Source organism: Micrococcales bacterium (assembly GCA_009784895.1).
Classification (GTDB): domain Bacteria; phylum Actinomycetota; class Actinomycetes; order Actinomycetales; family WQXJ01; genus WQXJ01.
This window is the reverse complement of record WQXJ01000020.1, coordinates 16,272-38,498: the sequence shown is the minus strand read 5'-3', so window position 1 is coordinate 38,498 and position 22,227 is coordinate 16,272. Positions and strand designations below refer to the sequence as shown.

Sequence of the window (22,227 nt, the reverse complement as noted above, 5' to 3'; positions counted from 1 at the left end):
TCAAACGCCGCGGCGCCCTTCGGTGGCTGGAAAGCCTCCGGCCTGGGACGCGAAGGCGGGTTTGAGGGCATCGGCGAATACCTGGAAACCAAGTACACCCTGACCCCAGACCCCTGGTCCTAGGTGCTAGAGCTTGGCCGAGCCCAGCGGCTGGCGGCCAACCCGTGGTGCTCGCACTGATTTCCACCAGGAGACCAGGGCGGGGGCGGCGATAATAGTGGCCACGACCAGCAGCGCGCCGCGGACAATCGCCTCGTAGTAGTCCGGCGCTGCCATAACGGAGAAGAGCTCTTTCAGCAGGCTCAGCGTGAACGCACCGAGCGCCACGCCCAAGGCTGAGCCGGAGCCGCCAACCAGGCTGACCCCGCCAATCAGGACGGCCGTTACGGCAAAGGTCAAGGGAGTCAGGCCGGGGTTGGGCATGGCCGTGGCTAGTGAGTATGCCAGGAGCGAGCCACCGACGGCGGAACACAACCCAGAAATGACGAAGACGCTGATCAGGACCCGGTCGACCTCGACCCCAACGATGCGGCTGGCCCGGCGGTCGCCGCCCACAGCCCTAACTTCGCGCCCAAAACGGGTGTAGCGCATTGCCACGATCACCGCCGCGAATAGGGCGATGGCGATAATCGACCGCCACGAGAAGAAGACAAGCTTGGCAGCGTCGAGCGCCATACCGGCGCCAAGGTTGGAAAACGAGACACTCATCGAGTTAGACAGGGCCTGGGTGGTGCCCAGCAGCGCGATGAAGAAACCCAAGGTCACGGGCATTGAGTTGATGCGTAACCGGGCTACCAGCACTCCTTGGACCAGACCCACCAGTAGACCAACTCCAATGGCGGCTAAAATGCCGAGCAGGGCACCGTGTTCACCGACCTTGACGGCGATCATGCCACTGACGGCATAGACACCAAGCGAACCCAGGTCGAATTCCCCGGCAATCATCGTCAGTCCAACACCCAGCGCTAGCAGGCCAACTGAGGCCCAGACCTGCAACGAGTTGTAGATGTTGAAGCTGGTGGCCGATCTGCCGGTCAGCCTGGGCAGGGTGAAGAAGGCAACCAGCATTATGGCCAAGAGGACATACGGCATCAGCATCCGTACGCGCCGGGCCAGGGGCGCCCGGCGGGCAGGGCTGGACGAGGCGGTGTCAGTGCTCGCGCTCATGCTCAGGCCCTCCTTCCGCGCCGTGTCATCTGTACAAACACCACCACCAGGACCACAATCACGCCCTTGACCAGCACCTGGACACCAGTGGAGGCACCGCGCAGCAGCAGCATGTCGGAGACCGCCGCAATAATGATGGCGCCAATGACGGTACGCCCGACAGAGCCGTAACCGCCGGTGACAGCGTTGCCTCCAACTAATACTGCGGCAATGGCGTCGAAGGTGAATGTGCCTTGGGTGGCCAGGTTGGAGTTCTGATTGAAGCCGGCCACCAAGATGCCGGCAATCGACACGCAGGCCCCGGCAATAATGAAGCCCAAGGTGGTCAACGAGGCGGTGGGTAGGCCGGCTGCCCGGGCCGCCTCCATGTTTTCGCCCATCAGATAGATTTGCCGGCCCCAACGGGTTCGCCGCATGAATAGCTCGACGATCAAGGCGACCGCGAAAAAGACGAAGATCGACACTGGCACGCCGCCTACTGTGGTGGCGAGGAAGTCGATGCTAACGCCGGCCGGTGGCGTAATGTTGCCGGCGATCCGTGAGGTGGTGATGCCTTCTTGCAGGGCGGCGGCACCAATGGTGACGATGATTGGGTTGGCTCCAACTCCGCCAATGATGAAGCCCTGAAGGGCGAAGACCACGATGCCCACAACCAGCGTCACGATCATCGCCACGATAATGCCGGAGCGCAGGGCGAATAGGAACAGGATCGAAGTCACAGCCACAGTGATGCCCAGGGACAAAGAAAACTGGCTGCCAGAGATCATGATGACGGTGGCGCCAACAGCCACAATGCCCACGAAGGCGGTCGAGGTCAAAATGGCCTTGAAGTTGGAGGCGGTCAAGTAGCCCTCAGTCGTGACAGCGCCGGCCACCAGCACCACGGCCAGCATGGAGGCGAAAATTCCCAGCGCCCAGGTGGCTGGCTTGGTCTGGCGCAGTCGTTGTGCCATCGGCAGGCTGGTCATGTCGTCTGGCCCACCTCTGCCCCCTGGCCGGCCTGGTCGGCAGAGCCATGGGTCATATCACCCAGCAGCATGGCGGAGGTCATGTCAGCGCTGCGCGCCACCCGCGTGACCCGGCCGGCAAACATGGTCACCACCGTGTCGGCCAGGTCGAGCACCTCCTCGTGGTCGGTTGAAACGAAAACCACAGCGTTACCGGCCGAGGCGGCGTGGCGAATGAGGTTGTGGATTTCGACCCGTCCGCCCACATCAACGCCTCGGGTCGGTTCATCGAACAGCATTAGTTCAGCATCTTCACGGTCCAGACAGCGCCCCAAGAAGACCTTTTGCTGATTGCCTCCAGATAACGTGGCGGCTGGCTGCGGCAGGCGACTGCGCTCAATGCTGATCAGGTCAATCAGCCGTTGTGAGGTGGCCTTGATTCTCTTCGAACTCAAGATCCCGCCTTTGGAGGCAGCTCTGAGCCGGGTCGCTACCAGGTTGCGGGCGATTGACTGGTCAAGGAAGAGGCCCTCGGACTTGCGGTCATTCGAGGCGAAGACAACACCGGCTTTAAGCGAGCGGCCCGGTGCGCCTGGTCGCAAAGGCTTTCTGCCAACCCTTACCTGGCCGCGGGCGTCTGGCACCAGTCCGGCCAGGGCCCGCACCACCTCGCTGGCGCCCGAGCCGACCTGTCCAGCAATCCCGACTATTTGCCCGCGTTTGGCCTGCAAAGAGAAGTTATCAACGTGGCCGGGAACGGTCAGGCCCTCAATGTCAACCAAACCTTCGCGGCCGGCGGCATCGGCCCTGGCAACCTCGGTCCGGGCGGCCACATCACCCAGCATGAGCTGGACAATCGAGTCCCGGTCAAGTCCGGCCACATCGCGCGTGATGGTGACCGCGCCATCGCGCATGACTGTCACGCGGGTGCACAAGTCCAGCACCTCACCAAGCCGGTGGGTCACAAAGACAACGCTGCGGCCTTCGGCAATGACCTCCCGCACGGCGCCAAATACCCGCTGGATCTCTCGATCCGCCAGAGACGCTGTCGGTTCGTCGAGGATTAGCACCCGAGCGTTGCGACTAAGTGCGCGCGCAATTTCGATCAGCTGGCGTTCGCCCATCGAAAGGTCTTCGACCATTGTCTCTGGGCTAACACCGGCCAGGCCGAGTCGCGCCAATAGTGCCCGCACCTGATCCCGGTCAATCGAGCCGGAGCCTGAGACGCCGGCGCCGACCTTTCCCAGGAGAATGTTTTCATGCACGGTCAGCGTGGGCACCACGCTCAGCTCCTGGGCTACCACGGCTATCCCAGCCGCTTGGGCCTGGCGGGGTGAGCGCAGCTCGACTACTTTGCCGTCGAGCAACACCTCACCCCGATCAGGCGTGACAACGCCGGAGAGCACGTTGACAAGCGTGCTTTTGCCGGCGCCATTGTGGCCGAGCAGGGCGTGTGCCCCGCCGGGTCGAAGCGTGAACGACACGTCGTCCAATGCCACGATTGGCCCATAGGTCTTGGTGGCACCGCGAACCTCAACGGCGGGGGCCGCCTGCTCGGTCTGATTCATTTCGCCGCCTCTTAGGCCTCTAGGGTCGCAAGGGGGAAACGGTGAAAGGTGGCGCGGCTAGGCCACACTGCACCTTTCCTTCCATTCTTCGACGTTGTCTTTGGTGATTGGCGGTTCGGTGGTCAAAGACTCCCGCGGGATGGCTTCACCGGACAAGAACTTCTCCAGCAGTGGCAAAGTGAACTCAGCTTCCGCGCCGGCCGCCTGAGGCGAGGTGCCGTAGGCCAGACCTTTCTCAATGTTGTCAATGCCAACTTTGAAGCAGTTGGACCCAACAACGATCAGGCCGCCCTCGGCCACGCCGACCTTCAGACCGGCCTGCTGGGCTGACTGGATGATGCCGGCGGCCTGGTGGTCGGCCATACCGTAGGCTCCAACAATCCCGCCCTTATCAGCGTATTTGGCGAAAAGCTGCTGGGCGATGGTGGCGGTCTTGACCTGATCCCAAGCGCCGTCTTGTTCTTCAACTAGCTCATATTCCGGGTGCTCGGCCAGAACCCGCTTGAAGCCGTCCATGCGCACGGCGACTTCGGGTTGGACTGAGGCGCCGGTGATAGCGATGACGTTCCCGCTTTCAATGCCCTCTTCTTGGAGACCTTGGATCATCAAGGTGGCGGCGTTGGCGCCAAGCTCGTCGTGGTTGACCACAATCGAGGCCGCGTAATACTCATCAGATTCCGGCACTGTGGGGCCAATCACGTTGACAACCGGGATGCCGGCCTGTTGGGCCTTGGCCAGACCCGGGATAACCGCGCGGGCGTCGCTGGCCAGCAGAATGATTGCGTCAGGCTGTTGTGAGATGGCCTGGTTGAGGTGTTGGACCTGTAGAACCGGGTCGTAGGGGTCTTGCAGGTACGTGACCTTGACGCCCTTATCCTCCAGGCCCTTGACCAGCAGATTGTTGTAGGCGCGGCACCATTGATTCTGGTCGCTGCAGGCGACGTAGTAGACGGTCTTGCCTTCTATTGGGCCACCAGGACCTGTGACCATATCGTCGCCGGCCGCCTCTGCGGTTTTGTCGGCAGGCGTCGCCGGGCTGTCCTTAGAGTCCGAGGCGCAACCAACCAAGACCAGGCAGCTTGCTGCAACAAAGGCTGCCAGCGCGCCGCTGCGCCGGAATCGGAATGTACTCATAATCGAATCTGTTCCTTTCGCAAGGTTTTTTAGGCAAATTGCCGAAACTATTCAGTTAGGTGGTGCCGCATATTCAGAAGTCAAAACGGTCCAATTGTGTTCAAGTCGACCTTGAGCCAACACCGGCCGGACAAGCGCCACGTCATTGGCCTTGGTCCTGGGCGATCCGCCGCAAAAGCGGTATGACGTACCGCTTGAACTCATCCGGGCTCTCAGACATTGGGAAATGGCCCAGTCCTTCCATGCAGGTGTAGGTGGCGCCAGGTGTCGCCTCAGCCAGGCCCCTGGCCCGCTCGGGCGTGGCGGACCAGTCGTAAACACCGGCTAAGACGTGGACCTCAGTCTTGGTGGTGTCGATGTCCTTGGCGGTTTGGCTGATGTCGTGCTCGCCAAGGTAGTAGTCGAGGTCGCCTTGGAAAACCTGAGGCCCGCCCTGGGCGTAAACCCAGCCGGTCTCGCGTCGCAGGGCCTCGGGGCTGCGCGGTGAGGTTTGACCAAGCATCAAGGCGGCCTTGGATTCGTTCGAAGTGCGAGGGTGCGAGAGGTATTTGTTGAACGGTTCTGGGTCGTGGGTGGCCAGGCCGCCTTGAATGGCCAGCGCCGCCCGGAACAAACCCGGCAGGTGCAAGGCGATATCCGGCGCCAGATGCCCGCCCATCGAGCAGCCTATGTAGACGCCACCGTCAAGCTCCAGCGCGGCGGCCAGCTCCTTGACGAAATCCAGTAGGAAAGCTTCGTTCAGCGAATAGCGTCGCGACCACCAGGCCTCGGAAGTAGGCGGCAGCGATTTGCCGTGGAAGGGCAGATCAGGCGCTACGAAACGGAATTCGTCCAGCAACGCGGGGTCTTCCAGCAGGTGTCGCCACTGGCGGCCGTCCGAGCCTGCCGTGTGGAAGCACAAGACCGGCAGGCCTTGACCTGCCTCCTCGAAGTAGACGCGGTATTCGACCCCTTGCACTGTCAAGTAGACATATCGGCCGGTGATTTCGCCACAAATGCGGGCCATACTAGCCCTCCTCAATCGATGCTAGGTCGCGCAACATTTCACAGGCCCGGCGCAACGCGGCGTAGTAGGTCCAGACGTAGTCATCGTCGCCCTTCAGTTCGAATCCGTGATGCCACATCGCCGGGTAGAGCTCGTGGTAAAGCGGGCGCGGGATTGGTTGAAGGAACTCATACCAATCAGCCACCGGGGCGCTGACGATGACTTCGCATCGCGCAGTGCCATCTAGAGGACTATCTTCGACCCCGACCACCTCGCCTTGCTCAAGTCGCAGAACATAGACGTCGTCACCGAATTGCAGCTGCAGCGCCCCGTCCCAATAGCGGGCTTGCAGGCGGAACTCGCCATCGTCATTGAGCGCTGCCCGCAGCCCCTCGGGAGAGACCGTCACCTTCATCTCAGTTGCCCCCACTTTTCCTAGTTGCCAAAGGTTCCGCGCGGCCAGGCGGCCAACGCCATATCGAGAATTGTCATGAGCAGGATATGCTCACCGGTTTTCCATAGCGCGTCGGTGTCGCCCGGTTCGGGGACCAGGAACTTGGTCGGGTTCCAGCGTCCGTCTTCAAGCTGGCAGTCGAGGAACCACTGCCCCAAGCGCATGGCATCGGCCAGATGAGATTCGTCCGGTTCCACGTCCATCATGACGCCGGCGCCCCAGGCGAATTTGCCCACGTGGACGGTGTCGTTGTAGTCATATTTGGACTCATGAGCCCGCCTGGCCACGTCCAACAACCCGCGGCCAATCTCAACAGCGCTGGTGGAGCCAGTGGCCATGGCGTAGCGCCCCATAAAGGCCGCGCCAAGGCCCGGATTGAAGAAGGCCTGGCGCGGTTTGTCTATATCGAGCCAGTAGCCGAATTCCTTACCCTTAGGCGGATCAACCGCCAGGTCAGGCCCAATCGTGGAGAGGTAGAGCCGGTTTGGCAGCTTAGGCTGCAAGGCCCAAAGACGCTCAAACCACCCGAAGGCCGCCTCTGCCATTTCCCGGCGACCAGTCAACAAGGCGGTCAGCCCGATCTGTGCAGTACAGAGAATGTCCTGGCGGCCGGTCGAGCGGCATTCGGGCCGCTCGATGTAGCCACCGCCGCTGGCCGGATCCTGAAAGTCGCTGGCCAGGGTTTGCATAATGGCCCCGGCGGTGTCGTAGCGCTCAAGCAGCCAAGCGCCGTAGGCCAGATTTGACAGTGGGTAGCTGGCCGAACCATTGGTCCACTCCGCGGGATAGCTCCAGTTTTTCTGAGCGGCCCCTGGCCGCAAATCGCCTTCGCTGGTCAAAGCATGGCGCTCAATCCAGGCCATGGCCGCAGCGGCGGGCGCAACGTGGCCGGTTATTTGCAGCGCCCAGGGCACGCGGTAGTAGGTGTTGACCCGGTCGGCACCGACCGGTTGGCCGTCATCCCCAATTCGGCTGACAATCCATTTAGCGCCCCGCGACCTTGCAGCCTCTAGGCGCTCCACCATGCTGGCGATGTCCGGGTGCGGCCCTCCACTTGCCATGCTGCTTCCCTTCGAAAGAACCCTGCCAAAAGTCTCGCAGACGCAGGTGACAAGCCTCAATGCCTCCGCATTCGCGGCGCCGCGGAAACTGCTAACTTCGCCGTCACGTTAGAACGGCACCGCTGCCCAGTCAAGGGGACGAAAGGGGACAATTCCGCCTGGCGCCCTGACCGCCTCGACTATTGGCAAAAGTGCTGACTTAGGCCTCTAGCGTATTGACTCCGGTCCTAGACTCTTGTCCAAGGGAGGTGCGCTAGATGTCGGTTCGTCCCGCCGCCGTGGCCGGTCTGTTCTATCCCAACTCACCGATGCGGTTGGCCGAGCAGGTTGACACGCTGTTGGCCCACGCTAGGGACCCTGGCGCGGCCCCAAAAGCGATGATTGTGCCGCACGCTGGTTATCAATACTCAGGTGCCATCGCTGCGCTTGGCTACGCCTGCCTTTTCGCCGCCCAGCCACCGATCAAACAGGTTGTGCTACTGGGCCCCTGCCACCGAGTCGCCTGCCCTGGGCTCGGGCTGCCAGGTGTAGACGCCCTGGCTACTCCGCTTGGCGATGTCGAGGTCTGGGTCGAAGGTGTGGCCGCGGTCACCGGGCTGCCGTTGGTAGAGACCCTGCCCGAGGTCCACGCCCAGGAGCACTCGCTTGAGGTACATCTACCCTTTATTCAGCGCACCTTGCCAGATGCCAAGGTTTTGCCCCTGGCTGTAGGCAGCGCCGGACCTGAAGTGGTGGCAGCCGTGCTGGACGAGGTCTGGGGTGGACCGGAAACTCTGGTCGTGGTCAGCTCGGACTTGTCGCATTATCACCGCTATGAGCGGGCTCAGCGTTTCGACCAGATGACTATTGACCGCATTCTTAGGCTTGACCCAACCCTGCCGCCGGAACTGGCCTGCGGCGCCCGTCCGGTCAACGGGCTACTGCTGGCGGCCCAGCGCCACGACCTCCAAGCCACCTTGGTGGGCGCGGCCAACTCCGGTGACACTGCCGGAGACAAACGCCAGGTTGTCGGTTACGCCTGCGTTCGCTTCGACCCGCTCAACCTCGAGTTGCCTGACTTCGACCCGCTGACGGCGGGGGTGGCCCATGCCTGACCCGCCCCCTAACACAGGCGAGGTTCTAGTGGCGGTGGCGAGGGACGCCATCGGCCGGGCCTTGGGCCGGCCCACCGGCCCGCCGCCCAGCCCAAGTTGGCTCAAGCAAAAAGGCGCCAGCTTTGTCACGTTGAACCTTGACGGCGATCTGCGCGGTTGCATCGGTTCGCTTGAGGCTCACCGTCCGCTGGGACAGGACGTCCGCGAAAACGCCGTCGCTGCGGCCTTCCACGACCCGCGCTTCCGCCCGCTTAGCGCCACCGAATTCGAGCGGGTCCAGGTCGAGGTGTCGGTCCTATCCGCCCCTGAACCGGTTAGCTTCACCTCCAGGACGGATGCGTTAGAGCAGCTCAGGCCGGGAATTGACGGCGTTATTCTGCGCTCAGGTTGGCACCGGGCGACCTTCTTGCCGCAGGTCTGGGATCAGCTGCCTACCCCAGAGGAATTTGTCACCCACCTAATGGCCAAAGCCGGCCTGCCGCCCGACCACTGGCAGGATGTCGAAATCCAGCGCTACAAGGTCGAGGCCTTCCACGAGTGACCAGACCGGGTGGGGTTGAGGCCGGGTACTGGCATTTGGCCGATGACGGACGCGTCGCCTGCGATTTGTGCCCCAGGCATTGCCACCTGCGTCCAGGTCAACACGGTTTTTGTTTTGTGCGGCAAAACCATGACGGTCACATGGTTTTGGCGACCTACGGCCGGTCGACCGGATTTGCCCTTGATCCGATCGAGAAGAAACCTCTTTACCACGTGTTGCCCGGCTCGACGGTGCTGTCATTTGGCACGGCCGGATGCAACCTGGCCTGCAAGTTCTGCCAAAACTGGTCCACTTCGACAGCGCGCGATGTAGCGGCCTTGTCCAGCTCGGCCACACCGGGCCAGATTGCCACGATGGCGCGGCAGGCCGGGGCGGCTGGTGTGGCCTACACCTACAACGATCCGATTATCTTCGCTGAATACGCCATCGACACAGCCCAGGCCTGCCGCCAGCGTGGACTGGTCAACGTGGCGGTGACGGCCGGCTACATCTGCGCCGAAGCGCGAGCCGATTTCTTCAGCGCCATGGACGCGGTCAACGTCGACCTGAAGTCGCTTGACGCCTCTTTCTACCGCAAGGTCACCGGTGGGCGGCTTGAGGTGGTCCAAGACACTCTGGTTTACCTGGTGCGTCAGACCGATGTTTGGGTTGAGATCACCACTCTGCTGGTCCCGGGCCTAAACGATTCCGAGACCGAGGTAGGGCGGTTGGTGGAATGGGTCGCCGGCGAACTCGGCCCAGATGTGCCGCTGCATTTCACTGCCTTCCACCCGGCCCACCGGATGCGAGACAGGAAACGCACACCCACCTCGACGCTGCGCCGGGCCAGACAAATGGCCCTGGACGCCGGTATGAATCATGTCTACACCGGCAATGTGGTCGACCCTGATGGGTCGACCACTGCCTGTTCCAGCTGCGGTCAGGACCTGATAGTGCGCAGTGGTTTTGGGTTGTTGGCCAACCGGCTCGACCCGATCGGTCGCTGCCCAGCTTGCGCCGCCGCCACTCCCGGCCTTTGGTCAGTCACCGCCCAACGACCAGCCCCGATCTCGCCAGATTGAGCTTTGGCATAACTTGTACAACTATGGTTCCGGGCTTGTACAACAGTCTGCGAAAGCTCGGTCTCGCGACAAAAGGGGAGGTCGGGTCGGGCCGGGTCAGGTCGGGTTGGGTCAGGTCAGGCGGCCAGATGGACCTTGACGTTGGCGTCTTCGAAACGACGTTTGACGACAGGATCAATGCCTTGATCGGTAATGATGGCGTCAAGATCGCCAACAGGGCAGATCCGGGCGAAAGCCTTGACCGCCATTTTTGATGAATCGGCCACCACCACCCGCCTGGCCGCGGCCTGGGCCAATTCGGCGTTGGTCTTGGCCTCGGCGTCTGAATGAGCCGAAGCGCCAAAATCGGGGTCAAGACCGTCGACACCGAGGAAGACAAGATCCAAGGACAGCTGTTCAATCACCGATGAGGCCAACGGGCCAAACAGCTCGAAGGACTTCGCACGGACCACGCCGCCGGTGACAACTACTTTGAGGTGGGGCCTAACCAAGAGTTCAGAGGCCACATTGACGGCGTTTGTGACCACGGTTACCGGAGCGGTGTGGACTTGCCCGGCCAAATCCGGACGCGTCGCTAGGCAGCGGCCCACCTCCAACGTGGTGGTACCGCCATTGAGGGCGACCACCTGCCCGGGCCTGACCATGGCGGCGGCCAGCTTGCCGATGGCCGCTTTTTGGCTGGCGAAACGTGATGTCTTGAAGCGCAAAGGCAGGTCATAGCTGACCGATGTGGCCACGGCGCCACCATGCGTCCGGGCCGCCAGATTCTGCTCCTGGAGAAGAGTCAGGTCACGTCGAATGGTCGCAGCCGAAGCACCCAATTCCTTAACTGCCTGGTCAACCCCGATCTTGCCGCGTTCGGCCAGAATCTGAAGCAAGGCGCTAAGGCGTTCGTGACGGTCCACGGCCAAAACCCTCCTACGCTCAGAGATCAACTGTGCTCTATCCTACGTAAAGTGAGCAGATTCGCGCACGCGGGTATGCTCCTGGTCTAGCGGCGGCTCAAGGAGGTAACCGACCATGATCACCCCGGCGGTGGACCTTGGTGGTACATATGCCAAGGGCGCGCTAGTAGATGGGGATGGTCACAGGGTGTGGCAAGAACGCATCGACACTCACGCTGCTAATGGTTTCGAGACGGTGATCGACCGTGTCACCGAACTACTGGCCAGCCTGATCGCCCGGGCCCGAAGTGACTATGACTATGACAGTGGCCCGGTTGGCCTGGCCGTGCCCGGTCTGGTTGACGACCAGGCTGGCGTAGCCGTTTTCTCAGCCAACTTAGGTTGGCGCGATTTGCCGCTGGCCGCCTCTTTGAGCCAGCAACTTGGCCCCGAGGTGGTTCTAAGCCACGATGTCACAGCCGGTGGAGTGGCCGAGGCCCGCCTGGGGGCGGGCAAGGGAGCTCAGACCGTACTAGTTGTGCCCATCGGTACTGGGATCGCCGCAGCCCTAGTGCAACGTGGTAGGCCGTATCGCGGAGCCCACGGCGCCGCCTTAGAGGTTGGCCACTTGCCTATGCCGGGTTGTGACGAGCCTTGCTCCTGTGGCCAAACCGGCTGTCTCGAGCGCGTCGCTTCTGCCGCCGGCATCGCCCGGCTCTACGCCCGCCTGGCTGGGGTCGACAGCCGGTCGATTGATGCCGAACAGGTCCGTCACCTAGCTGAGGCCGGCCACAGCCAGGCCGCGGAGATTTGGGACCAGGCTCGCAGCTACCTGTCTCAGGCGATGTGCTGGCTGGCGCGCATTCTTGATCCCGACCGGATTGTCATAGGGGGCGGCCTGGCCCAGGCCGGTGACGCCCTGATCCGTCCCATCGCTGACCAACTAGCCGCCAATTTCAGCTTTATCAAACCTGCCAATGTCGTCACGGCCCAGCTCGGCTCCTGGGCCGGGGTAGTTGGTGCGGCTTTGCTGGCTAGAGACCGTGACGCGACGGCAACGGCGCGTGATTGAACTTGCACGCTTCGTGGTTGAACGTGCATAATCATGCGCCAGGGCCCAGCACCAGTGCCCTAGGCTGGGGATAAGCGTCACCGACCAACGAGGGAAGGCAATGCCACAATTCAGCTCAAACCCGCCCCACGTCACCGTCGAAATCGGCTCTCAGCCCGAATGCTGGACCAGAGCGGCTGAGCAGGCGCCGGATGAGGCGGCCAAACTGCCTCAGCGTGGCGAACGCGTCGCCGTGATTGGCTGCGGTACCAGCTGGTTCATGGCCATGGCTTATGCCTACAAACGCGAAAGCGCCGGACACGGCGTGACTGACGCCTTCGCCGCCTCAAGCTACCGGTCCCACCGTGACTACGACTGCGTTGTTGCCATTTCGCGTTCTGGCACCACCAGCGAGGTGGCCGCTGCCCTGGCCAAACCCCAAGCCACCGCCCGGTCTGTGGCCATTTTGGGCGTGGTCGACTCTCCCATTGCCCAAGGGGTCGACCAGGTAGTAGACCTGGGTTTTGCCGACGAGCAATCCGTTGTCCAGACTAGATTCGCCACCTCCACGCTGGCCCTGCTCAGGGCGCATCTTGGCGAGGACCTGGAAAAGCCGATCAGCCAGGCGGAACAGGCGGTCCAGCATCCGCTCAACACCAACTGGCTAGTGGCTGACCAAGTCGCCTATCTGGGGCAGGGCTGGACCATTGGTATAGCGCATGAGGCGGCCCTGAAGATGCGTGAGGCCTCACAGGGTTGGGCTGAGTCGTACCGGGCCATGGAATACCGCCACGGGCCCATCTCGATTGCCCAACCGGGCCGCCTGGTCTGGATGTTTGGCCCGGCCCCGGCCGGCCTGGAGCAACAGGTCCGCGAGACTGGTGCCAGTTGGATTGCCCCCAGGTTTGATCCGATGGCGGCTCTGGTCGTGGCCCAGCGCCTGGCAGTGGAAAGGGCACTGGTCAGAGGCATGGACCCGGACCGGCCACGTCACCTCAGCCGCTCGGTCGTGCTCGAAGTCAACCGCGGTGAGGCGGCAGGGCAGTGACCCAAGCCCGTGTTATCGACTTGGTCACTGACGCGGCCAAGACGAGAGCCGGCATCGGCGCCTTCAACGTAATTCAGCTGGAACTGGCTGAGGCCATAGTCGAAGGTGCCGAAATGGCCGGCCGGCCCACAATTCTCCAAATCAGCCAAAACTGCGTGTTGTACCACGGCTCGCTGGCGCCCATCGCCAGTGCCAGCCTGGCCCTGGCCAGGCAATCCGAGCAGCCAATTGGCGTCAACTTGGACCACGCGACTGAACCAAGCCTGGTAGCCGAGGCCCTTGACCTGGGCATCGATTCGGTTATGTTCGACGCTTCGACGCTGTCAGATCAGGCCAACCGGGCCTCAACTGCCGCCGTAGTGGCGATGTGCCACCGGCGCGGCGTTTCGGTCGAGGCCGAGTTGGGTGAGATTGGCGGCAAGGATGGTGTGCACGCGCCCGGCGCCCGCACAGACCCAGAACAGGCCGCCGCCTTTGTCGAGGCCACCGGCGTTGACGCCCTGGCCGTGGCGGTTGGCTCATCCCACGGCATGACCAGGCGGACCGCCGCACTCGACTTCGACCTGATCGCGGCGCTGCGGGCAAAAGTGCCGGTGCCGCTGGTTTTGCATGGCTCTTCGGGTGTGGCCGATGCCGATCTGGCCAAGGCCGTAACAGCCGGGTTAACCAAGATCAACATTGGCACCTTGCTCAACCAGACCTTGACCGAATCGATTCGCGCCACCTTGGCCAACAATCCAGCCATGGTCAACACGCGCAAATACCTTGGACCGGCTCGCAGAGCAGTCGCCCAGGTGGTGGCCGGACTAATCGGCTTGTTGGCTGGGGGCGTAAAGCCATGAGCGCGGCCAGCGGCGTCGACAGATCGGTCAATTTGACCGTGTCAAAGCCCAAGACACCGAAGCGCAAGGCCGGGCAAAAACGCCCCTGGGTGGCATTGATTTGGTTGGCGCCGGGCATCATCCTGATTTTCGGGGTGGTCTTGTTTCCGGCCGGCTACATGATCTACAACTCGACCCGCAAGATCTCCAAGGCTGGAGTTGACCAAGGGCCGGCCGGGTTCGACAATTACGCTCTGCTGTTTGAGCGCACACCGGTGCTTCAAGTGCTGGCGCGGACCATGCTGTGGGTGGTGGCCGTGGTGGTTGGGACCATTTTGATCTCGTTGATACTGGCCAACTTCTTGAACAAAGCCTTCCCCGGCCGGCGGTTGCTGCGGCTGATAGTCATCATCCCTTGGGCCAGCTCGGTTCTGATGACAACTATGGTGATCTACTTCACGGTCCAGCCGAACTACGGTTTGGTCAACGACTGGCTGGCCCGGGCCTCGAAGTACATCGGTTTCCTGGCACCGTTTTCCAAAGGCGACTTTGGTTTCACCAAAACACCGGGACCGGCCTTCACCATCGCCATCTTGATTGCGATCTTCGTTTCGCTACCCTTTACCACCTACACCATCCTGGCCGGCACCCAGTCGATAGGACAGGACGTGTTGGAGGCAGCCAAAGTCGATGGCGCCGGTTCTGTTAGGAACTATTTCATGGTGGTGTTACCGCAGCTCCGGCCGGCCCTGGCAGCGGCCACCATTATCAACATCATCAACGTTTTCAACTCTTTCCCAATCTTGAAAGTCATCACCGGATCGATCCCCGGCTACGACGCCGATACGACCACCACCATGATGTTCAAGATCCTGCAGACCAACCAGCGCATAGACGTTGCCAGTGCCCTATCGGTGCTCAACCTTGGCATTGTGATTGCCATCATCGCTGTATACATGCTGGTAGTGAAGCCGTTGAGAGGGGTTGACGAGTAATGGCCGCCGTCAGCACAACCCCGCAGCCTTTGGCCTCAACCAAGGGCCCGCGGCGCTCGCGCCGTTACACCTCGGTGACACAACCTGGATCGGTCTGGCTGCGGGTAGTTGGCGCCATTGTGGTTGCCCTGGTTTTCCTGTTCCCCTACGTCATCATGCTGCTAGGCGCGCTGAAAACGGCGGCTGAGAACAACCGGACGCCACCGACCTTCTTGCCTCAAACCTATGTGCCGGAAAATTTCGTCAATATGTGGTCGACCAATGAGACACCGCTGCCGTGGAACTTGCTGTCCACCGTGGTGATTTCGGTCTGCGCCACGCTGCTAACGCTGGCCGTGGCCTTGCCGGCGGCCTACTACACAGCCAAATACCGTTTCCCCGGACGCCTGGCCTTCCTTTTCCTGGTTCTACTGACCCAGATGCTTCAGCCAGCGGTGCTAATTGCTGGGCTATTCCGCGAGTTTTTCAACCTAGGCCTATCCGACACCTGGATAGCCATGATCCTGATCAACGCCGCCTTCAACATGTCGTTCGGCACTTGGATCATGCACTCCTTCTTCGCCTCGATACCCAAAGAAGTCGATGAGGCCGCCAAACTGGACGGCGCCTCGAACTGGACGGTGTTGTGGCGCATCAACCTGCCTTTGATCTGGCCGGGCATCGTCACGGCCGTGATCTTCACCTTTGTGGCAGCCTGGAATGAGTTCGCCGCCTCGTTAGTGATCTTGTCGACCGACCGGCTCAAGCCGCTGTCGGTGGCCTTGTGGTCTTTCGTTGGGCAGTACCAAACCAAATGGGAGTACGTTTTCGCCGTCTCGATCGTGGCAATTGTGCCGGTTATCATCCTGTTCGCGCTGATCGAGAAGAAGCTTGTTTCCGGACTAACCGCCGGCTCAATCAAGTGAACCGGATTTCGCCCTGGCGCTTTGTTGTCACCTTCGGAGTGGTCAGCCTGCTGGGCGACGTGGTCTACCAGGGCGGGCGCTCGGTCACCGGGCCGCTGCTGGCCCACCTAGGCGCCACCGCCCTGGTGGTCGGTTTGGTCACCGGTGTGGGTGAAGCGGCCGCTTTGGTCTTCCGCTTGGTCTCCGGCCCCTTAGCCGACAGGTCCAGCCACTATTGGGCCTGGGCCATGACCGGGTATCTGATCACAGCCGTGACCATCCCGCTGCTGGGCTTGGCCGGCTCTTTGACTTTGGCGGCCGCCCTAATCATGGCCGAACGCTTGGGCAAAGCCGCCCGCTCACCGGCCAAGGACGCACTGCTGGCTCACGCCACCGCCGCCACCGGCCGGGGCAAGGGTTTCGCTGTGCACAAGGTATTCGACCAGTTTGGAGCCGTGGTTGGGCCGATGGCGGTGGCGCTGGCCTTGACTTTGTCTGACGGCCAGTACGCGTCGGCCTTGCTGTGGCTGGTTGTACCCGGTGCCCTGGCCGTGGGCGGGCTGGGCCTGCTGCGCCTAAAGGCACCCAAACCTGAGCTATTTGAACTGAACGTCGAAACCAGCCACCCGCAGCCGCCTCAGCCGGCCCGCCCGGCGCCGTTAGGCGCGCCGCCGGCCGAGCGCTCGAATCCACCAAGTTCAAGCACAGGCTCGGCGCCGCCAGTCTCCCGCCAGTTCGTAGCCTTGTCCTTGTTCGCTGGCGTTTCGGTCTGCGGCTTCGCCACCTTTGGCCTGATCGCCTTCCACCTAGTTGACCGCGGTCTGCTGGCTGCCAATCTGGTGCCGGTACTCTACGCCGTGGTTATGGGCGTTGACGCCGTGGTGGCTCTTGGGGCCGGCCTGGCCTATGACCGCCTTGGCTCAAAGGTGCTGGTGGCGTTGCCACTGCTCAGCGCCATAGTGCCGTTATTGGCTTTTGGAGGCAGTTTGTGGCTAGTGGCGGTAGGGGCGGCGGCCTGGGGTGCGGCAATGGCCCTTCAAGAAGCCACCCTCAGGGCGACGGTGGCAGACCTGATCACGCAGCCCAAATCACGGGCCACCGCCTACGGTCGTTTCGCGGCCGTAATTGGTCTGGCCACCGCCATTGGTGGCACCCTGGCCGGCTGGCTCTATCAACACTCAATCCCGGCACTTATTGGGGTGACCGTGGCCCTTCAGGCCGTTGCGCTGGCCGTCCTGGTCTCAAGCCAACCGGGCCCCTGGCGCCGGCCCAAAACCGAGCACAAGCCAGCACCTTAGCCAAGTAAAACCAGCCCCAGCCAGGGCCGCTTTCACCGCCAAAGGCAAGACCGCGGCATCGGCCAAAAGCCAAACCCACCAAAGATGAGTGCAAGGGCCCAGCGGCGGGGCTTGTGGGGAGCCGCACATGCCGCTGGACCCTTGCGCGCCACCCCGGGTGGTTGGTGTGGGTGTCAGGGTGGCGTCAGGTTTGGACTATAGCAAGGCTTCAGTCGACCGGAGGCAAATCTTCTTCACTAATTGGGCCGCTCGCCGGCACGGTCGCGACCTCATCGCGGTGACCAGCGAAAGAGAACTCTCCCAGGACACCTTCGCCGGTGGCATCGACATCAACCCGCTCGCCGGCTTTGATTTCGCCAAACAGAATCTTTTCCGAAAGCACATCCTCAATGTCGCGTTGGATGGCGCGGCGCAGTGGGCGGGCACCGAGAACCGGGTCATAACCACGCTCGGCCAGAAGCTGCTTGGCGGCCGCGGTCAGTGTGATGGTCATCCCCTGATCCTTTAGCCGCTCATCCAGTTTGGCGATCATTAGGTCGACAATCTCGACGATCTGCCCTTGGGTCAATTGCGGGAAGACAATTGTGTCGTCAACGCGGTTCAAAAACTCCGGCCGGAAGTGCTGTTTGAGCTCATCGGTGACCTTGGCTTTCATCCGCTCGTAGTCGGTTGACAGTTCGCCGCCGGCCTGGAAACCGGTCATAACACCTTTGGCGATGTCCTTGGTACCAAGGTTGGTGGTCATGATGACAACCGTGTTCTTGAAATCGACCAGGCGGCCTTGGGCGTCGGTTAGTTTGCCTTCCTCCAGGATCTGGAGCAGGGAATTGAAGATATCGGCGTGAGCCTTTTCGACCTCGTCGAATAGCACCACCGAGAATGGTTTGCGCCGGACCTTTTCTGTCAGCTGACCGCCCTCTTCGTAGCCAACGTAACCAGGCGGCGAACCAAACAGCCGCGAAACCGTATGGCGCTCGGAAAACTCCGACATGTCCAGCTGAATCAAAGCTTCCTCGTCACCGAACAGGAACTCGGCCAGGGCTTTGGCCAACTCGGTTTTGCCCACGCCGGTGGGACCGGCGAAAATAAACGAACCGCCTGGCCGCTTGGGATCCTTCAACCCAGCCCGGGTGCGGCGAATAGCCTGGGACAGCGCCTTGATGGCCTCGTCTTGGCCAACCACGCGCTTGTGGATTTCGTCTTCCATGTTGAGCAGGCGAGAGGACTCTTCTTCGGTCAGTTTGATTACTGGAATGCCGGTCGACATGGCCAGCACTTCGGCGATTAGCTCATCATCGACTTCCGCCACCGTGTCTAGGTCTCCGGCCCGCCAGGCTTTCTCACGCTCAGCCCTAGCCTCAACCAGATTCTTCTCATCGTCGCGTAACTTGGCCGCCTTCTCGAAATCCTGAGCGTCAATGGCAGCTTCTTTGTCGCGTTTGGTCGCCACGATCTGCTCGTCAAGTTCCCGTAGTTCCGGTGGCGCCGTCATCCGCCTGATCCGCAGCCGGGCGCCGGCCTCGTCAACCAGGTCGATGGCTTTGTCCGGCAGGTAGCGGTCGTTGACGTAACGGTCCGCCAAGTTGGCCGCCGCCAACAGGGCGCTGTCGGTGATAGAGACCCGGTGGTGGGCCTCATAGCGGTCGCGCAGGCCACGCAGGATCTCAATGGTATGGGCCACAGTTGGCTGTTGGACCTGGATGGGCTGGAAACGCCGCTCCAAGGCCGGGTCCTTTTCGACGTATTTGCGGTATTCGTCCAGTGTGGTGGCGCCCACGGTCTGCAACTCACCACGCGCCAGCATCGGCTTGAGGATCGAGGCGGCGTCAATGGCGCCTTCAGCCGCGCCGGCGCCAAACAGTGTGTGGATTTCGTCGATGAACAGAATAATGTCGCCGCGGGTCCTGATCTCCTTGAGCACTTTCTTCAGCCGCTCTTCGAAATCACCCCGGTAGCGCGAACCGGCCACCAATGACCCCAGGTCAAGGGTGTAAAGCTGCTTGTCCTTAAGGGTCTCTGGGACATCGCCGCGAACAATGTCTTGGGCCAGACCCTCAACAATGGCGGTTTTGCCGACACCCGGTTCGCCAATTAGGACCGGGTTGTTTTTGGTCCGCCGGGACAGCACCTGCATGACCCGCTCAATCTCCTGCTCACGGCCAATCACCGGGTCGAGCTTGCCTTCACGGGCGGCCCCGGTCAGGTTGCGACCATATTGGTCGAGTACCGCCGAGCTAGCCGGACTGGCTTCGGAAGGCGCCGTCCCGGCCATTTGCTCTCGGCCCTGATAGCCGCTGAGCAGCTCGATGACCTGCTGGCGGACTCGCCCCAGGTCTGCCCCCAGTTTGATCAGAACCCGTGCCGCCACGCCCTCGCCTTCGCGGATCAGGCCCAGCAGGATGTGTTCGGTGCCAATGTAGTTGTGACCCAATTGCAGGGCTTCGCGCAGTGTCAGCTCCAGAACCTTCTTGGCCCTGGGGGTAAAGGGGATATGGGATCCGGCCGGGGCTTGCTGGCCTTCACCGATGATCTCTTGGACTTGCCCGCGCACGGCCTCAAGCGAAATCCCCATGGTCTCGAGCGCTTTGGCGGCCACGCCTTCACCCTCGTGGATCAGGCCCAGCAGAATGTGCTCGGTGCCGAGGTAGTTGTGATTGAGTAGCCTGGCTTCCTCTTGGGCCAGCACAATCACACGCCGCGCGCGATCTGTAAATCGCTCAAACATTCCGCTCCCCCCACTTGGGTCTGGAACCTTCCGGTGCCTCCGGATGGTAGACACACCCACGATCAACCTAGTCATCGCCTGCCACAAGGGCGGTTCGGTTTCGCCCAGGGCGCAGCAGTCTAACATTTTGCCCTGTGCCGGCCCTGACCTCAGGTGTCAACTATGACCGTGACTGGCCCGTCGTTGGCCAATTCGAGGCGCATATCAGCTCCGAAAACGCCGGTTTGAACCGGCAGGCCGCGTTCGGCCAGCAGCTGGGCCACCCGTGCGACCAGCGGTTCGGCTACCGGGCCGGGCGCCGCCGCCACCCAGGACGGCCGCCGGCCCTTTTTGGTTGAGCCATAAAGCGTGAATTGGCTGATCAGCAGGACCGGGGCGAGTAGATCGGCAGCTGAGGCCTCTTGGCGCATGATACGCAGTTCAGCGCATTTGCGGGCCATGGCCTGGGCTTGGGCTTCGCCATCGTCATGCGTAATACCGAGCAGCACCACCAGGCCGGGGCCGGTGAAGCCGCCCACCTGACGGCCGTCTACCTCGACGCGGGCGCCATCGGCTCTTTGGATGACGGCGCGCATCTCACCAGCCGCCCTGCTGGCGTTTGGGCGGCCGCGGCCGGCGCCCGGAAACGGCCGGACGCACGTCAGCCAGGAAAACGCCGGCCACCACCAGGGCGGCGATCGACAGCAGGCCGCCAAAGTTGCCGGCCCCGGCTAGCGGTAACGTGCTCAATCCGATCAGCGCGGCGGCGCCGGTCAGGCCAACCCATAGGCCCTTCGATCTTTTGCCGGCCGCCAGGTAGGCGCCGGCTGGAGCCCGCACGGCCACGACAAAGGCCCAGATTTCGAGCACAAAGGCGACCACGGCAAAGGCCATGTAGAGCAGGCCAACTAGTCCGGAGATCACAGGCACCCCAACAGCCTAAGGCACTGGCGATTGGCCCGGTGCAATCATCTATGATGCGGCAGTCTGGCGCGTTTGCCATGGTCAGCGCGAGGCGCTGACTTGGTCATGACCGGTCGCCGGATTTGACGCGGCCGCGACTCTAGCCGCCAATGGCAGCTGGGTTTGGAACGGCGGTCAGCCCCAACCCGGCTGCCGTTTGGCTAACAGACCGGTCCCAGCTGGAAACAATCAAATGGGCCGGTTCGAGTTGAAGGGCACTGGCCACCTGGATGGCGTCGCCGCCACGCAAGGCATAGTTGGCGGTCAATTGAGCGGCCGTGAGGGCCACTAACTGGCTGTATTCGACCAGGTGAAGGCTGGCCCAAAGCCTTTGCCAATGCTCTAGGGCCTGGGCGGCAGTGTCCGGGTCGATTAGTCCGGCGCGTTGACCAGCGGCGATGGCGCAGCGGCCCTCAACATCACTGATCCGGCTGGTCAGCACGGCATCGGCGCCGTGCCACAGCCTGGCGGCCAGTGTGCCGCCGGCCTCCGGCAGGCACAGTTTCAGCAGGGCCGAGGTGTCGAAGTAGACCAAAGTCATGCTTGGCCCGCCCTACCTGCGCAGCCGCTTGAGTAGGCCGGAGACTCCAGAACCAGAGGCGGTTGGCCTGGCACCGGTTATTTCGGGGGCCGGCGCCCGCTCAGCGCTTGGAGCCGTGATCAAGCCATCACGCTCGAGCTGTTCCAGCAATCCGGCGCCTTCGACTCCAACTAGCCGGGCTACTGGCACGCCCCGCTCGGTGATGACAATGGTTTCGCCCTCCTTGACCTTGGCCAAGTGGTCTTTGAGCTGGGCACGGAACTGGCTGACCGAAACTTCCATGCCCCAACCCTAAGTCAAGCCCCCATCCGGCGCGAGGCTGAGCTTTGGCATAATCCCTCGATCTGCTGGCCCAGCTCTTATGCCAAACCTCGACCTCGCGGGGATTGGGGGTCTGACCTGTACATACGCAGCGAGACCGGGCTTTGGCAGGATTAGTCCTGGCGGGCCAGGCGGGCTGAGATGTAGCTGGCCAGCGGCTGGCCCAAGGCGGCCACGTCCCAGGCCCAAAGCAGATCTGATTCGACTAGTCCGTACAAGCGGGCGGCGGCAGAGTATTCGGCCGCGCTGGCTGTGCGCATGATGGCATCGCTGGCCAAGTCGATCCGTTGCCCGTTGACCTGACCTAAGTAAAGAGACAGCGAGCCGGCCGGATCGGCCAGCAGAACCTCAAGTTCGAAAGGCGGGTCAGCCTGGGTTTGGCCAGGTGTGAGTCGCCAAAAGCCGGTTTCCTCATGCCATAGCTGACCACCGGCTGGTTCATCCAGGTGGGTGGTGGCGCTGTAGGCCAGGTAGGGCCCGCCGCTGTGGCTGAAGCTGATGACTTGGTCGATGCCGCTGTCTTCGATCCCTTGGTACGACACCCGTCCTGTGCCTTGCCAGCGGCCAATCAACCAGCTCAGAGGGTAGAGCTCTGGCGGCAGATCCCGGGCCACAGACAAGTCGAAACTCAATTGGACCGGTCCTGGTTAGACCGGCTCAGTCGCCAGGCCGTCACTGCCGCGGCGCAGCCCAGCGCCACTACCA

At 62.2% G+C, this 22,227-nt stretch carries 24 protein-coding genes; 10 read left to right on the top strand and 14 right to left on the bottom strand.

The genetic code is table 11. The features are described from left to right. The coding region (locus FWD29_05260; GenBank protein MCL2803344.1) for an aldehyde dehydrogenase family protein at positions 1-123 on the top strand (123 nt) is incomplete at its 5' end. A 3-nt stretch (positions 124-126) separates the two neighbouring features. On the opposite strand, the gene FWD29_05255 is transcribed toward FWD29_05260, so the two are convergent. The 7 genes from FWD29_05255 to FWD29_05225 all read right to left on the bottom strand — a co-directional run bounded on the left by FWD29_05255 (position 127) and on the right by FWD29_05225 (position 7,316). Further along, positions 127-1,167 carry an ABC transporter permease gene (locus FWD29_05255; protein ID MCL2803343.1) on the bottom strand — a complete coding sequence of 347 codons (1,041 nt, stop codon included), beginning with the start codon at positions 1,165-1,167 and terminating at the stop codon, positions 127-129. A gap of 2 nt (positions 1,168-1,169) precedes the next feature. Beyond that, complete coding sequence (locus tag FWD29_05250) at positions 1,170-2,135, bottom strand: ABC transporter permease (protein ID MCL2803342.1); 966 nt, start codon at positions 2,133-2,135, stop codon at positions 1,170-1,172. Beyond that, a complete protein-coding gene (locus tag FWD29_05245) occupies positions 2,132-3,682 on the bottom strand; it encodes a sugar ABC transporter ATP-binding protein (protein MCL2803341.1) in 1,551 nt (516 codons plus the stop codon). Before FWD29_05245 ends, FWD29_05250 begins: the two co-directional genes overlap by 4 nt. A gap of 57 nt (positions 3,683-3,739) precedes the next feature. Next, positions 3,740-4,816 carry a sugar ABC transporter substrate-binding protein gene (locus FWD29_05240; GenBank protein ID MCL2803340.1) on the bottom strand — a complete coding sequence of 359 codons (1,077 nt, stop codon included), beginning with the start codon at positions 4,814-4,816 and terminating at the stop codon, positions 3,740-3,742. A 142-nt stretch (positions 4,817-4,958) separates the two neighbouring features. Continuing rightward, on the bottom strand, positions 4,959-5,822 hold the full coding sequence (locus FWD29_05235; protein MCL2803339.1) for an alpha/beta hydrolase: 864 nt from the start codon (positions 5,820-5,822) through the stop codon (positions 4,959-4,961). Position 5,823: 1 nt separating this feature from the next. Next, positions 5,824-6,231: a hypothetical protein gene (locus tag FWD29_05230; protein ID MCL2803338.1), complete on the bottom strand. Its 408-nt coding sequence runs from the start codon at positions 6,229-6,231 to the stop codon at positions 5,824-5,826. 5 nt (positions 6,232-6,236) lie between these two features. Then, on the bottom strand, positions 6,237-7,316 hold the full coding sequence (locus FWD29_05225; protein ID MCL2803337.1) for a hypothetical protein: 1,080 nt from the start codon (positions 7,314-7,316) through the stop codon (positions 6,237-6,239). Positions 7,317-7,573: 257 nt separating this feature from the next. Between FWD29_05225 and amrB the strand changes: the two genes are divergently transcribed. Genes amrB through amrS form a run of 3 tightly spaced genes read left to right on the top strand, consistent with a single transcriptional unit; the run spans position 7,574 to position 10,012 of the window. Continuing rightward, the gene (amrB, locus tag FWD29_05220) at positions 7,574-8,410 is read left to right on the top strand and encodes an AmmeMemoRadiSam system protein B (protein MCL2803336.1); all 837 of its coding nucleotides are present in this window, start codon (positions 7,574-7,576) and stop codon (positions 8,408-8,410) included. Next, complete coding sequence (amrA, locus tag FWD29_05215; GenBank protein MCL2803335.1) at positions 8,403-8,951, top strand: AmmeMemoRadiSam system protein A; 549 nt, start codon at positions 8,403-8,405, stop codon at positions 8,949-8,951. Before amrB ends, amrA begins: the two co-directional genes overlap by 8 nt. Further along, complete coding sequence (gene amrS, locus FWD29_05210) at positions 8,948-10,012, top strand: AmmeMemoRadiSam system radical SAM enzyme (GenBank protein MCL2803334.1); 1,065 nt, start codon at positions 8,948-8,950, stop codon at positions 10,010-10,012. The genes amrA and amrS overlap by 4 nt, the downstream gene beginning before the upstream one ends. Before the next feature lie 116 nt (positions 10,013-10,128). Here the strand turns inward: amrS and FWD29_05205 are convergent, their stop codons facing one another. After that, positions 10,129-10,917 carry a DeoR/GlpR family DNA-binding transcription regulator gene (locus tag FWD29_05205; protein ID MCL2803333.1) on the bottom strand — a complete coding sequence of 263 codons (789 nt, stop codon included), beginning with the start codon at positions 10,915-10,917 and terminating at the stop codon, positions 10,129-10,131. Between the two features lie 115 nt (positions 10,918-11,032). Here FWD29_05205 and FWD29_05200 point away from each other — a divergent pair, with 115 nt between their 5' ends. From FWD29_05200 to FWD29_05175, 6 genes are all read left to right on the top strand, one after another. Further along, the gene (locus tag FWD29_05200) at positions 11,033-11,968 is read left to right on the top strand and encodes an ROK family protein (protein ID MCL2803332.1); all 936 of its coding nucleotides are present in this window, start codon (positions 11,033-11,035) and stop codon (positions 11,966-11,968) included. A 100-nt stretch (positions 11,969-12,068) separates the two neighbouring features. Beyond that, complete coding sequence (locus tag FWD29_05195; protein MCL2803331.1) at positions 12,069-12,995, top strand: SIS domain-containing protein; 927 nt, start codon at positions 12,069-12,071, stop codon at positions 12,993-12,995. Next, positions 12,992-13,837: a class II fructose-bisphosphate aldolase gene (locus tag FWD29_05190; protein ID MCL2803330.1), complete on the top strand. Its 846-nt coding sequence runs from the start codon at positions 12,992-12,994 to the stop codon at positions 13,835-13,837. Before FWD29_05195 ends, FWD29_05190 begins: the two co-directional genes overlap by 4 nt. Then, entirely contained in the window at positions 13,834-14,811 is a 978-nt protein-coding gene (locus FWD29_05185) for a sugar ABC transporter permease (protein ID MCL2803329.1), read from the top strand. Before FWD29_05190 ends, FWD29_05185 begins: the two co-directional genes overlap by 4 nt. Beyond that, positions 14,811-15,716 (top strand): carbohydrate ABC transporter permease, encoded by a 906-nt coding sequence (locus FWD29_05180; GenBank protein ID MCL2803328.1) that lies wholly within the window; start codon positions 14,811-14,813, stop codon positions 15,714-15,716. The genes FWD29_05185 and FWD29_05180 overlap by 1 nt, the downstream gene beginning before the upstream one ends. After that, a complete protein-coding gene (locus FWD29_05175; protein MCL2803327.1) occupies positions 15,713-16,993 on the top strand; it encodes an MFS transporter in 1,281 nt (426 codons plus the stop codon). The genes FWD29_05180 and FWD29_05175 overlap by 4 nt, the downstream gene beginning before the upstream one ends. A gap of 208 nt (positions 16,994-17,201) precedes the next feature. Here FWD29_05175 and FWD29_05170 read toward each other — a convergent pair whose 3' ends face one another. The 6 genes from FWD29_05170 to FWD29_05145 all read right to left on the bottom strand — a co-directional run bounded on the left by FWD29_05170 (position 17,202) and on the right by FWD29_05145 (position 22,154). Then, positions 17,202-19,718 carry an ATP-dependent Clp protease ATP-binding subunit gene (locus FWD29_05170; GenBank protein ID MCL2803326.1) on the bottom strand — a complete coding sequence of 839 codons (2,517 nt, stop codon included), beginning with the start codon at positions 19,716-19,718 and terminating at the stop codon, positions 17,202-17,204. 149 nt (positions 19,719-19,867) lie between these two features. Then, entirely contained in the window at positions 19,868-20,293 is a 426-nt protein-coding gene (gene dtd / locus FWD29_05165; protein ID MCL2803325.1) for a D-aminoacyl-tRNA deacylase, read from the bottom strand. A 1-nt stretch (position 20,294) separates the two neighbouring features. Next, positions 20,295-20,627, bottom strand: coding sequence for a DUF2516 family protein (locus FWD29_05160; GenBank protein MCL2803324.1), 333 nt, complete (start codon positions 20,625-20,627; stop codon positions 20,295-20,297). A gap of 133 nt (positions 20,628-20,760) precedes the next feature. After that, positions 20,761-21,201: a type II toxin-antitoxin system VapC family toxin gene (locus FWD29_05155; protein ID MCL2803323.1), complete on the bottom strand. Its 441-nt coding sequence runs from the start codon at positions 21,199-21,201 to the stop codon at positions 20,761-20,763. Positions 21,202-21,213: 12 nt separating this feature from the next. Further along, complete coding sequence (locus FWD29_05150) at positions 21,214-21,483, bottom strand: type II toxin-antitoxin system prevent-host-death family antitoxin (GenBank protein ID MCL2803322.1); 270 nt, start codon at positions 21,481-21,483, stop codon at positions 21,214-21,216. Positions 21,484-21,635: 152 nt separating this feature from the next. Then, entirely contained in the window at positions 21,636-22,154 is a 519-nt protein-coding gene (locus FWD29_05145) for an FABP family protein (protein MCL2803321.1), read from the bottom strand. Between the last annotated feature and the right edge of the window lie 73 nt (positions 22,155-22,227).

Coding starts and splice junctions, on each gene's coding strand:
- FWD29_05235 (MCL2803339.1), bottom strand. CDS start 5,822: ATGGCCCGCATTTGTGGCGAAATCACCGGCCGATATGTCTACTTGACA.
- FWD29_05250 (MCL2803342.1), bottom strand. CDS start 2,135: ATGACCAGCCTGCCGATGGCACAACGACTGCGCCAGACCAAGCCAGCC.
- FWD29_05245 (MCL2803341.1), bottom strand. CDS start 3,682: ATGAATCAGACCGAGCAGGCGGCCCCCGCCGTTGAGGTTCGCGGTGCC.
- FWD29_05185 (MCL2803329.1), top strand. CDS start 13,834: ATGAGCGCGGCCAGCGGCGTCGACAGATCGGTCAATTTGACCGTGTCA.
- FWD29_05200 (MCL2803332.1), top strand. CDS start 11,033: ATGATCACCCCGGCGGTGGACCTTGGTGGTACATATGCCAAGGGCGCG.
- FWD29_05255 (MCL2803343.1), bottom strand. CDS start 1,167: ATGAGCGCGAGCACTGACACCGCCTCGTCCAGCCCTGCCCGCCGGGCG.
- FWD29_05155 (MCL2803323.1), bottom strand. CDS start 21,201: ATGACTTTGGTCTACTTCGACACCTCGGCCCTGCTGAAACTGTGCCTG.
- FWD29_05240 (MCL2803340.1), bottom strand. CDS start 4,816: ATGAGTACATTCCGATTCCGGCGCAGCGGCGCGCTGGCAGCCTTTGTT.
- FWD29_05150 (MCL2803322.1), bottom strand. CDS start 21,483: ATGGAAGTTTCGGTCAGCCAGTTCCGTGCCCAGCTCAAAGACCACTTG.
- FWD29_05170 (MCL2803326.1), bottom strand. CDS start 19,718: ATGTTTGAGCGATTTACAGATCGCGCGCGGCGTGTGATTGTGCTGGCC.
- dtd (MCL2803325.1), bottom strand. CDS start 20,293: ATGCGCGCCGTCATCCAAAGAGCCGATGGCGCCCGCGTCGAGGTAGAC.
- FWD29_05195 (MCL2803331.1), top strand. CDS start 12,069: ATGCCACAATTCAGCTCAAACCCGCCCCACGTCACCGTCGAAATCGGC.
- FWD29_05180 (MCL2803328.1), top strand. CDS start 14,811: ATGGCCGCCGTCAGCACAACCCCGCAGCCTTTGGCCTCAACCAAGGGC.
- amrA (MCL2803335.1), top strand. CDS start 8,403: ATGCCTGACCCGCCCCCTAACACAGGCGAGGTTCTAGTGGCGGTGGCG.
- amrB (MCL2803336.1), top strand. CDS start 7,574: ATGTCGGTTCGTCCCGCCGCCGTGGCCGGTCTGTTCTATCCCAACTCA.
- FWD29_05225 (MCL2803337.1), bottom strand. CDS start 7,316: ATGGCAAGTGGAGGGCCGCACCCGGACATCGCCAGCATGGTGGAGCGC.